Source organism: Streptomyces sp. NPDC046860, assembly GCF_040645115.1.
Lineage (GTDB): Bacteria > Actinomycetota > Actinomycetes > Streptomycetales > Streptomycetaceae > Streptomyces.
In genome coordinates this window covers 147,206-158,625 of record NZ_JBEYXQ010000014.1, presented here as the reverse complement: position 1 = coordinate 158,625, position 11,420 = coordinate 147,206, and the positions used below count along the sequence as shown (strand labels likewise).

Genomic DNA, 11,420 nt, shown 5'->3' with positions numbered 1-11,420 from the left:
TCGCTTCCTTTGTACTCACCCTCTCGGGCTTTCCTCCGGGCTTCCCTTCGGTGTTTCCGACTCTATCAGATCTTTTTCCGATCCGATTTCCTCGGTGCTTTCCAGGTTCTCGCTTTCGCGTTTCCCTTTCCGGCGGTTCCGACTCTATCAGAAGTTTCCGGCCGGTCTTACCGGCGTTCATTTCCGTGTAATCGGATGTGCTTCGCGGATGTCGCATTCAGCGATTTCCATTGGAAGCGAGATAAAGCTTAACGGTTAGCCCTGAACTTGTCCAGCTCCAGGCAACTGTTCGACTCTACCTCCCCGTCCCGCCCGTGTCAACGGGTTTTCTGGGGCGATGAGGAGACTAGCAGCTCAGAGGCCCTCTACGCACATCAGGCCGCGGTGGGGACGGAGGCACTGCGCTCGCCCTCCGGGAGATCGCCGGTCTCGCCCTCCCGTACCGCGCGGGCGCCGAGGACGTAGACGTAGGCGAGGAAGGCCAGCTCGGCCAGGATGCCGATGGTGACGCGGGCCCAGGTGGGGAGGCCGGACGGGGTCACGAAGCCCTCGATGGCGCCGGAGACGAACAGCACCAGCGCGAGGCCGATGGCCATGCCCACCGCGGCCCGGCCCTCCTCCGCGAGCGCGGTGCGGCGGGTGCGCGGGCCCGGGTCGATCACGGTCCAGCCGAGGCGCAGCCCCGTACCGGCGGCGACGAAGACCGCGGTGAGTTCGAGCAGGCCGTGCGGGAGGACCAGGCCGAGGAAGGTGTCGAGGCGGCCCGCTGAGGACATCAGGCCGGCGCCGACGCCCAGGTTCAGCATGTTCTGGAAGAGGATCCAGAGGACGGGAAGGCCCAGGAAGACGCCCAGGACCAGGCAGAGGGCGGCCGCGCGGGCGTTGTTCGTCCATACCTGCGCCGCGAAGGACGCGGCGGGGTGGCTGGAGTAATAGGTCTCGTACTCGCCGCCGGGGCGGGTCAGCTCGCGGAGGTGGCCGGGGGCGGCGATCGACGCCTGTACCTCGGGGTGGGCACCGATCCACCATCCCAGGAGCACCGCCACGGCCGTGGAGAGGAGTGCGGTCGGCACCCACCAGTGACGGGCGCGGTAGACGGCGGCGGGGAAGCCGCGGCCCAGGAACCGGGTCACGTCGCGCCAGGAGGCGCGGCGGGTTCCGGTGACGGCGCTGCGGGCCCGCGCCACGAGCCGGCTGAGCCGGCCGGTGAGCTGGGGGTCCGGGGCGCTGGAGCGGACGAGGGAGAGATGGGTGGCGGTGCGCTGGTACAGGGTGACGAGTTCGTCGGCCTCCGCACCGGTCAGCCGGCGCCGACGGCGGACCAGGGCGTCGAGGCGGTCCCACTCGGCCCGGTGTGCGGCGACGAAGACGTCCAGGTCCATCGGGTCTGCCTGCTCCTCGGCTCGTCGTGGCCGCTGCCGCGGAACCACGGGGACGCTGTCAGCTTGTCGTACCGCGACGCGATGCGCCCTCAGCTTGGCAGACTTGCGTCACAGGGGTGGGCGAGGGGAAGGACGGCGGGCGCGTGAATGAGCTGGTGACCGGTGAGGCGGTGGCGCTGGAGCTGCGGCCCGCCAAGCTGCCGAGCAGGGCGTTGGCCGTGCTGATCGATCTGGTCGTGGCCGTGCTCGTCTACATCGCGGTGGTGCTGGGGCTGGTGGCGGCCACCTCGTCGCTCGACGACGCGGCGCAGGCGGCGCTGTCGGCGGCGGTCTTCCTCCTGGTGCTGGTCGGCGGGCCGATCGCGGTGGAGACGCTGAGCCATGGGCGGTCGCTGGGGAAGCTGGCGTTCGGGCTGCGGGTGGTGCGGGACGACGGCGGGCCGGTGCGGTTCCGGCACGCGCTGGTGCGCGGTGGCATCGGGATGATCGAGATCCTGATGACGTTCGGGGTGGTGGCGTGCATCGCCTCGCTGGTCTCGGCGCGGGGGCGGCGGCTCGGGGACGTGTTCGCGGGGACGCTGGTCGTGCGGGAGCGGATTCCGGTGGGGCGGGCCGGTGTGGTGCCGCCTCCGCCGCCGGAGTCGGCGCAGAGGTTCGCCGAGCTGGATCTGTCGGCGGTGCCGGACGGGCTCTGGCTCGCCGTGCGTCAGTACCTGACCCGGATGCACCAGCTCCAGCCGCAGATCTCCTGGTCCATGGCCTCGCGGCTGGCCGCCGATGTCGCCGCCCGGACGGGGGCCGCCGTGCCTCCGGATCTCCAGGCCCGGCCGGCGGACTTCCTGGCGGCCGTGGTGCATGAGCGGCAGGCCAGGCAGCAGGCCAGGTACGACGCCGGTGGGGCCGGGGAGGCCCCGGCATCTGTGCCTCCCGTGTCCGGACCGGCCGTCGGGCCGGTGACCGGGAAGACGCCGGGTCCCGGGGAGGGCGGCACCGGCGCCCGGCCCACCGGGTTCGCGCCCCCGGCCTAGGCGGCGTGCGGGTCGAACGTCGAGGGCGGGGTCTGGAGTTCCTCCAGCTCGATCCCGGGGGCGGAGAGGACCACGTCCCCGGCGATGTGGACGGTGTGCCGCTCACCGGTGTCCAGGGCGGTGACCTGGTATGCGTCCACCATCAGGGGGCCGCTGTCAGTGGCGTGTGCTTCTCTGTCGATCAGTGCCCAGGACTGGTCCACGGTGCGGGGGGCGAGGACCGGGTCGGTGAGGGCGACGAGGCGTACACGGGTCGCGGCGGAGGAGGGGGTGAGGCGCAGCAGTCGCGCGGTGGCGACGAGGAACGCCGGGGAGGTGCCGGTGAAGGCGTGGGCGGGCACATTGCCCTCCGTCGCCTCCAGCCCGGCCGGGTCGGTACGGACCCAGGTGACGCCGTCGAGGGCGGCGCCGCGCACCTGCCAGCCGCCGGCGGTGAGTTCGAGGCGGATGGGGCGGCCGAGGTCGTCCAGGGCGAGGTCGACCGAGCCCCGGTGCGCTCCCTCGGGGGTGGTGAGCTGGGAGACGTAGCGCCAGCCGGAGGGGCCGGGGGCGCAGTGGAAGTGTTCTTCCGCGAGAGGGGTGTGATCGTGCGGATCGTGGAGCGAATATCGGCCGCGCGGCATGGGAGGTCCTGGAGATCCTGGGGTCTGGCGAAAAGGGGCAGGCCCCCGGCACGGGGGTGCGGGGGCCTGCCTGTGCTCGAGCGGGGATCAGCGGCTCAGTAGCGGTAGTGGTCCGACTTGAAGGGACCCTCGACCTCGACGCCGATGTACGAGGCCTGCTCCGGGCGCAGCGTGGTGAGCTTGACGCCGAGCGAGTCCAGGTGGAGGCGGGCGACCTTCTCGTCCAGGTGCTTGGGGAGCACGTAGACGCCGGTCGGGTACTCGTCGGGCTTGGTGAACAGCTCGATCTGGGCCAGGGTCTGGTCCGCGAAGGAGTTGGACATCACGAACGACGGGTGGCCGGTGGCGTTGCCCAGGTTCAGCAGGCGGCCCTCGGACAGGACGATGATGACCTTGCCGTCGGGGAACTTCCAGGTGTGGACCTGCGGCTTGACCTCGTCCTTGACGATGCCGGGGATCGCGGCCAGGCCGGCCATGTCGATCTCGTTGTCGAAGTGGCCGATGTTCCCGACGATGGCCTGGTGCTTCATCTTGGCCATGTCGGCGGCCATGATGATGTCCTTGTTGCCGGTCGTGGTGACGAAGATGTCGGCCTTGTCGACGACCTCGTCGAGGGTGGTGACCTGGTAGCCGTCCATGGCCGCCTGGAGCGCGCAGATCGGGTCGATCTCGGTGACGATCACGCGGGCGCCCTGGCCGCGCAGGGACTCGGCGCAGCCCTTGCCGACGTCGCCGTAGCCGCAGACGACGGCGGTCTTGCCGCCGATGAGGACGTCGGTGGCGCGGTTGATGCCGTCGATCAGGGAGTGGCGGCAGCCGTACTTGTTGTCGAACTTCGACTTGGTGACGGCGTCGTTCACGTTGATCGCCGGGAAGAGCAGGACGCCGTCGCGCTGCATCTCGTACAGGCGGTGGACGCCGGTGGTGGTCTCCTCGGTGACACCGCGGATCTCGGAGGCGAGCTGGGTCCACTTCTGGGAGCCGTCGGTGATGGTGCGGTTGAGCAGTTCGAGGATGACGCGGTGCTCGTCGTTCTCGGCGGTGTCGGGCGAGGGGACCTTGCCGTCCTTCTCGTACTCGACGCCCTTGTGGACGAGGAGGGTGGCGTCGCCGCCGTCGTCCAGGATCATGTTCGGGCCGCCGGTGGGGCTGTTCGGCCAGGTCAGCGCCTGCTCGGTGCACCACCAGTACTCGTCCAGGGTCTCGCCCTTCCAGGCGAAGACGGGGACGCCCTGCGGGTTGTCCGGGGTGCCGTTCGGGCCGACGGCGATGGCGGCGGCCGCGTGGTCCTGGGTGGAGAAGATGTTGCAGGAGGCCCAGCGGACCTCGGCGCCGAGGGCGACGAGGGTCTCGATGAGGACGGCGGTCTGCACGGTCATGTGCAGGGAGCCGGTGACGCGGGCGCCGGCCAGGGGCTGGGCGGCGGCGTACTCCTTGCGGATCGACATCAGGCCGGGCATCTCGTGCTCGGCGAGGGTGATCTCCTTGCGGCCGAACTCGGCCAGGGAGAGGTCGGCGACCTTGAAGTCCTGTCGGTTGTCGACAGTGGTCATGGCGGGCTGCTCCTCGGGATCGGGGCGCGATGGGTACGGCTGGTCTGCGCGGCGGCGGACACAGGGGTGCCCCGAGAAGAGGACACAGGCATGCCCGCGTGCGCGCAGCGCAGTCCGTCGGAGGCCCTCTCTCCCTCGGCCGGTCCGCTCAGGGACCGCCCGACCGCCATCAGCAGCGACGTCTGGCTCCGTCCCAAGCTACACCGCGGGACGGGGCGCGCCCCAGTCCGCGTTCGGTCACCGCGTGCCGTCCAGGTGAAGGATGTGGCGCGAACGGGTGGGTGCGCGGGCGGGTGGCCGGATGTGCCGAGGCCCCCGGCGCATCCGGTGGGGACCGGGGTGCGGCGGGGGCCTCGGCGAAGGGCCTGGGGGCTCAGTGGTCGGCCGGGTGCGGGGTCGGGCCGCCCGGCGTGGCGAGCGGATCGGGACCCTTGGCGGCCTCGGCGTCGCTGTAGATGTCCGGCTCCAGGTAGATGACGCGGGCGATCGGCACGGCCTCGCGGATGCGGGACTCGGCGGCGTCGATCGCGTGGGCGACCTCGGCGGCCGTGTCGTCGTGCTGGACGGCGATCTTGGCGGCGACGAGGAGTTCCTCGGGGCCGAGGTGCAGGGTGCGCATGTGGATGACGCCGGTGACGGTGTCGCCGTCGACGATGGCGGCCTCGATCTTCTTGACGTCCTCCAGCCCGGCGGACTCGCCGAGCAGCAGGGACTTGGTCTCGGCGGCCAGGACGAGGGCGATCAGGACGAGCAGGACACCGATGCAGACGGTGCCGATGCCGTCCCAGACGCCGTTGCCGGTGAGGAGGGCGATGCCGACGCCGCCGAGGGCGAGGACCAGACCGATGAGCGCGCCGAAGTCCTCCAGCAGGACGACGGGCAGCTCGGGCGCCTTGGCGCGGCGGATGAACTGGGCCCAGGAGAGCTTGCCGCGCAGCTCGTTGGACTCCTTGATGGCCGTCCGGAAGGAGAAGCCCTCGGCGATGATGGCGAAGACGAGGACGCCCACCGGCCAGTACCAGTGCTCCACCGCGTGCGGGTGGCTGATCTTCTCGTAGCCCTCGTAGATGGCGAACATGCCGCCGATGGAGAAGAGGACGATGGAGACGAGGAAGGCGTAGATGTACCGCTCGCGGCCGTAGCCGAAGGGGTGCTGGGGGGTCGCCTCGCGCTGCGCCTTCTTCCCGCCGATCAGCAGCAGGAACTGGTTGCCGGAGTCGGCGACCGAGTGGACGCCCTCGGCGAGCATCGAGGAGGAGCCGCTGAACGCGAACGCCACGAACTTCGCTGCCGCGATCGCCAGATTGGCGCCGAGTGCCGCCACGATCGCCTTGGTACCGCCTGACGCGCTCATGTGTCCGCGAGTCCCTTCGCCCTCTGCACCCTCGTACGGCCGAACTCTTCGGGAGGGTTCCGTCTTTGCCCGTGCTTTGCCGGAGGGTCATTCTTGCAGTCCCACCGGGGTGCGGCGCGTCAGGTGTCCACAGAGGCGGTCATACGATCACAGTGGCGCGGAAGAGCGTTCCCTCGCCGGACGCCTCGGTCTTCTCGCCCGCCGGGACGAAGACGGACCGGCCGGGCAGCAGTTCGTGCTCGCCGACGCTGACGGAACCGGCCGTGCACAGCAGGATCTGCGGGGTCGCGAGGGTCAGCTCGCGGGCGGTGCCGCCGGGCAGGACCCAGCGGGAGAGCCGGAACTCGTCGATGGGCGTCTCGTAGACCTCCTCGCCGTCCGGGGACGCCTCGGGGCGCAGGACGCCGGGGTCGCTCGGCTCGAAGCGCACCACGCGCAGCAGTTCGGGGACGTCGACGTGCTTGGGGGTCAGGCCGCAGCGCAGGACGTTGTCGGAGTTGGCCATGATCTCCACGCCGAGGCCGTCGAGGTAGGCGTGCGGGATTCCCGCGCCGAGGAAGAGGGCCTCGCCGGGCTGGAGCCGGACGTGGTTGAGCAGCATGGCCGCGATCACACCGGGGTCGCCCGGGTAGTGGTGGGCCATGTCGGCGTAGGGGGCGTACGGGCCGCCGAGGCGGACGCAGGCGGCGGTGGCCTCGGCGACGGTCTCGGCCATGTCCCCGGCGTCCGCGGTGAGGACCGCGGTCAGCACCTCGCGCAGGGCGGCGTCCTCGGGGCGGGCGCGCAGTATGTCGACGTACGGCTTGAGGGAGCCGACACCCAGGCCGTCGAGCAGGGCGGCGGCCTCGGCGGGGGCGCGGAAGCCGCACAAGCCGTCGAACTCGGTGAGGGCGCAGATGAGTTCGGGCTTGTGGTTGGCGTCCTTGTAGTTGCGGTCGGGGGCGTCCACGGGGATGCCCCGGCGCTCCTCCTCGGCGTAGCCCTCCCGCGCCCGGTCCAGGTCGGGGTGGACCTGGAGGGACAGGGGTGCGCCCGCGGCGAGGATCTTGAGCAGGAAGGGCAGGCGGGGGCCGAACTTCGCGACCGCCCCAGCGCCCAGTTCGCGCTCCGGGTCGGCGTCGATGACCTCCACCAGCGTGCCGCGCGCGGTGCGCGAGGGGGCTCCGGGGTGCGCGCCCATCCACATCTCGGCCTGCGGTTCGCCGGTGGGCTCGGTGCCCAGCAGGCCCGGGATGGCGGTGGAGGAGCCCCAGGCGTAGGGGCGGACGGTGTTGTCGAGGCGGTCCATGTGTCTTCTCTGTCTCCGTGTGCGCGCTGCCGGCCGGGTGCCAGGGGTTCAGCTCAGGCGCCGGCGGCGAGCGCCAGGTAAACGGCGGCGAAATCGGTGACGGCGATCAGGTCGGCGAGGGTCTCCAGTTCGCCGCCCTCCTCCGGTTCGAGTTCGCTGATCGGGGTGTCGTGGCCGAGGGCCAGGTCGCGGGCGGCGGGGGCGGCGGTGAGGCCGCCGAGGGGGCGGTCCCGGAGCAGCACCACGCGCGCGTGCATCGCGGGCGCCTCCTCGACGCGGTCGCGGAAGAAGTCGTCCGGGTCGGCGCGTCCGGCCAGGGGGCCGGAGAGGAGGGCCTCGTGCGCGGCGAGCGCCTCGGGGAGTTCGGCCACCAGGGCGGGGCGGCCCGCGAGTTCGGCGAGCGCGGCGGCGAAGCGGCGTCCGGCGGGACCCGCGGAGGTGCCCTCGGTCCAGACGACGGGGAGGGCGTCGGCGAGTTCCGCGGCGAGCGTCTTGGCCGCGTTGCCGTACGTGGCGATGGCGGGGCCGCAGCGCTCGGCGACGTGGTCAAGGCGGTCGGCGACCTTCTCCAGGGCGTCGGGGCCGGCGCTGAGCAGGCCGACCCGGTCGAGCAGGGCGAGCAGCGGGGTGAGCAGGGCCCAGAAGACGCCGGAGGAGGACGCGGCGAGCGGCTCCTCCTGGTCGTACGGGGCGGTCGCCATCGGGATGAACAGGCCGTGGGCGCCCTCGACCGCCTCAACGAGAGGCGTGCCGGAGGGGGCGACGGCCACCACCGAGCAGCCCCGGCGGTACGCCTGTTCGGCGAGGAGGCCGAGGCTCGGCTCGGTGCCGTCGGGGGTGGCGATCAGCAGCAGGTCCACGGAGCCCGCCCAGCCGGGCAGTTCCCAGCGCAGGGCACCGGGGGCGGGGGCCACGCCGGCCGCTTCGAGGCGGATCACCGGGCTGCCGGGGCCGGCCAGGGTGCCGAGGAGGTCGGCGGTGTGCGTGGCGGCGGCGCCGGGGCCCGCGATCAGCACGGCGCGGGGGCGGCCGTCCGGCTGGAGCCGTCCGACTCCGGCCTCGGTGGCGTGCCGGGCCGCGGTACGGACCCGGGCGCCCGCCTCGGCGGCGCCACGCAGCAGCCCTCGGCGGTCGGCCGCCGCGAGGCCCTCCGGGGTGTCCAGGAGCGATTCGTCGAGCATGTGCGGGGGCCTCCGGTCGCCGGGGTCCTACTGCGCGGGCGCGATGTTCCTTCGGCGGGCGGTGCCCTACGCGGGGCGGCGGGCCTCGTCGACCAGGAGGACCGGGATGCCGTCGCGGACGGGGTAGGCCAGGCCGCAGCCCTGGCCGGTGCAGACCAGTTCCTCGTCCCGCTCCTTAAGGGGGGCGTGGCAGGCCGGGCAGGCCAGGATCTCCAGGAGACCGGCTTCGAGCGGCATGGGGTGTCCCTTCGGGCGGAAACGGCGTCTACGGATGTGCTGGTCAGCGTACCGCGAGTCGCTCCGCGGGTTCGGCGGGTGTTTCCCACCCGCCTGCCCGTCCCGTTCGGCCGGATACGTGCCCTCGTGGGGGCGCCGGGGACTCTACGCGCGGATGATCGCCAGGACCTCGTCCCGGATCTTCGTCATCATCGCCTCGTCCTCCGCCTCCGCGTTCAGGCGGAGCAGGGGTTCGGTGTTGGAGGGGCGGACGTTGAACCACCAGGCGGGGGTGGAGACGGTGAGGCCGTCCAGGGTGTCCAGGGCCGTGTCGGGCAGCGGCTCGTAGGCGGCGCGGAGGGCTGCCAGGCGGCCGGCCTGGTCGGTGACCGTGGAGTTGATCTCGCCGGAGCCCGCGTAGCGGTCGTACTCGGCGGTCAGGGCGGAGAGGGGGGTGGGCTGGGTACCCAGGGCCGCCAGGACGTGGAGGGCGGCCAGCATGCCGGTGTCCGCGTTCCAGAAGTCCTTGAAGTAGTAGTGGGCGGAGTGCTCGCCGCCGAAGATCGCGCCGGAGCGGGCCATCTCGGCCTTGATGAAGGAGTGGCCGACGCGGGTGCGGACCGGGGTGCCGCCGTGCTCGCGGACCACCTCGACGACCGTGCGGGAGGTGATCAGGTTGTGGATGACCGTGCCCGAGCCGCCGTTGCGGGCGAGCTCGCGGGCGGCGACCAGGGCGGTGACGGCGGACGGGGAGACCGGGTCGCCGTTCTCGTCCACGACGAAGCAGCGGTCGGCGTCGCCGTCGAAGGCGAGGCCGAGGTCGGCGCCCTCCTGCGCGACCCGCTTGCGCAGGTCCACGAGGTTGGCCGGGTCCAGCGGGTTGGCCTCGTGGTTGGGGAAGGTTCCGTCCAGCTCGAAGTACATCGGGACGACCGTCAGGGGCAGTCCTTCGAGGACGGTCGGGACGGTGTGGCCGCCCATGCCGTTGCCCGCGTCCACGACGACCTTCAGCGGGCGGATCGCGGTCAGGTCGACCAGGGAGCGCAGGTAGGCGGCGTAGTCCTGGAGCGTTTCGCGCGTGGTGAGGGTGCCCGGCGTGGCGGCCGGGGCCGGGGCGCCCGACTCCAGCCAGCGCTCGGTCAGGGCACGGATCTCGGCGAGCCCGGTGTCCTGGCCGACGGGCGCCGCGCCCGCGCGGCACATCTTGATGCCGTTGTACTGCGCCGGGTTGTGCGAGGCGGTGAACATGGCGCCGGGCAGGTCCAGCGCGCCCGAGGCGTAGTAGAGCTGGTCGGTGGAGCACAGGCCGATCTCGGTGACGTCCGCGCCCCGGCTCAGCGCGCCGCGCGCGAAGGCCCGGGACAGGGCGGGCGAGGAGGGGCGCATGTCGTGGCCGACGACGACGGCGGTGGCGTCCGTGACCTCGGTGAAGGCGGCGCCGAAGAGTTCGGCGAGCGCTTCGTCCCACTGGTCCGGGACCACTCCGCGCACGTCGTACGCCTTCACGATCTGCGACAGATCAGCCACGGCCAGCCCTCCTGAAAGTCCACTGAGGGCCCAAAACTACCTGTTGGGGTGGGCGGGGGCGGGGAGGGTGCTCAGTTGTCGGGGGAGCGCAGGACCCGCAGGTGGCCGCGCCGGGCGACTTCCATGGGGTCGGCGGTGCGTGCGCCGCCCGTCGTTCCGGCCGCGCGCTCCTGCGGACGGGCCGCCTCCCGGACCGCGTTGGCGAGTGCCTCCAGGTCGTCGCCGCTGGGGCGGGCCGGGGCGGAGCCGTCGAGCAGCCGGACGACTTCCCAGCCGCGCGGGGCGGTGAGGCGCTCGGAGTGCTCGGCACACAGGTCGTAGCAGTGGGGTTCGGCGTAGGTGGCGAGGGGGCCGAGGACCGCGGTCGAGTCGGCGTAGACGTACGTCAGCGTCGCAACGGCGGGTCGGCCGCAGGCGGTGCGCGAACAGCGACGTACAAGGCTCACGATGTTGGACGGTACCGCACTCTTGAGCGGGCCGCGACGACTCTCCACCAGGTCACCACCCCGTGTCGTGCCGCGCGCCACCCCTCGGCGCCCGGCGCGGCGGCCCTCCGGGCGGGCACGGGCGGGGGTGCATCGGGTGATGATCCGGTACAAACTACTTCGGCCGGGGCCGGTCGGCGAGGCGCGTGGTGGCCGGAAGGGCCCTGCCGTGGCGGGAAGACGACCGTGCGAACAAGGGGAGAAAAGTGCGCGAAGAGTCCGGGGAGGCCGTGCGCGGAGGCGCTCGCGTGTGCCTGTCCGGGCGGCTGCCGCGTGGAACCGGGCGCGCCGGGCGGGCGAGGACTACCCTTCTGCGGTGATGGACGACCGTGGAACGCCCAGTCCCGCAGGCCCCCGCCCCCGCCGCCGTGATCGTCACGGGCGGGGCATGCGGGGCCCCGTCGCGCCGCCGCAGGTGCCGCTGGCGGCCAGTCGCGCCGAGGTCTTCGCGGACCTGGTCCGCGACTCGGTGGAGCGGCTGGAGCGGCGCTGGGAGCAGCTCGCCGAGGTGGAGTTCCTGGTGCTGGAGGTGCCCCGGCTGGAGGGCACCGGCGCGGACGCGCCGGCCGACGAGGGCGTGCCGCTGGGCGGGATCGTCCCCGCGCGGGAGGGGCGCCGGGCGCGGGTCGTGGTGTACCGGCGGCCGATCGAGATCCGCACCAAGGGCCGCGACGAACGCGCCGAGCTGGTGCACGAGGTGGTCGTGGAGCAGGTCGCCGAGCTGCTGGGGCTGACCCCGGAGACGGTGGACCCCCGGTACGGCGAGGAGTAACGGGCGGCCGT

The 11,420-nt window shown here is 72.5% G+C and carries 11 protein-coding genes; 2 read left to right on the top strand and 9 right to left on the bottom strand.

The features are described 5' to 3' along the window. Positions 1–374: 374 nt before the first annotated feature. The gene (locus ABZ898_RS21115) at positions 375–1,382 is read right to left on the bottom strand and encodes a stage II sporulation protein M (protein ID WP_361660887.1); all 1,008 of its coding nucleotides are present in this window, start codon (positions 1,380–1,382) and stop codon (positions 375–377) included. Between the two features lie 143 nt (positions 1,383–1,525). Here ABZ898_RS21115 and ABZ898_RS21110 point away from each other — a divergent pair, with 143 nt between their 5' ends. Further along, the gene (locus ABZ898_RS21110; protein WP_361660884.1) at positions 1,526–2,410 is read left to right on the top strand and encodes an RDD family protein; all 885 of its coding nucleotides are present in this window, start codon (positions 1,526–1,528) and stop codon (positions 2,408–2,410) included. Here the strand turns inward: ABZ898_RS21110 and ABZ898_RS21105 are convergent. The 8 genes from ABZ898_RS21105 to ABZ898_RS21070 form a co-directional block, all read right to left on the bottom strand. Then, the gene (locus ABZ898_RS21105) at positions 2,407–3,033 is read right to left on the bottom strand and encodes a hypothetical protein (RefSeq protein ID WP_361660881.1); all 627 of its coding nucleotides are present in this window, start codon (positions 3,031–3,033) and stop codon (positions 2,407–2,409) included. The genes ABZ898_RS21110 and ABZ898_RS21105 overlap by 4 nt on opposite strands. 95 nt (positions 3,034–3,128) lie before the next feature. Further along, complete coding sequence (gene ahcY / locus ABZ898_RS21100) at positions 3,129–4,586, bottom strand: adenosylhomocysteinase (protein ID WP_361660878.1); 1,458 nt, start codon at positions 4,584–4,586, stop codon at positions 3,129–3,131. Between the two features lie 373 nt (positions 4,587–4,959). Continuing rightward, positions 4,960–5,940 (bottom strand): cation diffusion facilitator family transporter, encoded by a 981-nt coding sequence (locus ABZ898_RS21095; RefSeq protein ID WP_361660875.1) that lies wholly within the window; start codon positions 5,938–5,940, stop codon positions 4,960–4,962. Between the two features lie 139 nt (positions 5,941–6,079). Continuing rightward, a complete protein-coding gene (gene manA, locus ABZ898_RS21090) occupies positions 6,080–7,228 on the bottom strand; it encodes a mannose-6-phosphate isomerase, class I (protein ID WP_361660873.1) in 1,149 nt (382 codons plus the stop codon). A gap of 53 nt (positions 7,229–7,281) precedes the next feature. Next, positions 7,282–8,409: an SIS domain-containing protein gene (locus ABZ898_RS21085; protein ID WP_361660872.1), complete on the bottom strand. Its 1,128-nt coding sequence runs from the start codon at positions 8,407–8,409 to the stop codon at positions 7,282–7,284. A gap of 66 nt (positions 8,410–8,475) precedes the next feature. Continuing rightward, entirely contained in the window at positions 8,476–8,646 is a 171-nt protein-coding gene (locus ABZ898_RS21080) for a Trm112 family protein (protein ID WP_361660869.1), read from the bottom strand. 144 nt (positions 8,647–8,790) lie between these two features. After that, positions 8,791–10,158, bottom strand: a complete 1,368-nt coding sequence (locus ABZ898_RS21075) for a phosphomannomutase/phosphoglucomutase (RefSeq protein WP_361660910.1) — start codon at positions 10,156–10,158, stop codon at positions 8,791–8,793. Positions 10,159–10,223: 65 nt separating this feature from the next. After that, positions 10,224–10,646, bottom strand: a complete 423-nt coding sequence (locus ABZ898_RS21070; protein ID WP_361660866.1) for a DUF3499 domain-containing protein — start codon at positions 10,644–10,646, stop codon at positions 10,224–10,226. Between the two features lie 310 nt (positions 10,647–10,956). Here ABZ898_RS21070 and ABZ898_RS21065 point away from each other — a divergent pair, with 310 nt between their 5' ends. After that, entirely contained in the window at positions 10,957–11,409 is a 453-nt protein-coding gene (locus ABZ898_RS21065) for a metallopeptidase family protein (protein WP_361660907.1), read from the top strand. The last annotated feature ends 11 nt before the right edge of the window (positions 11,410–11,420 follow it).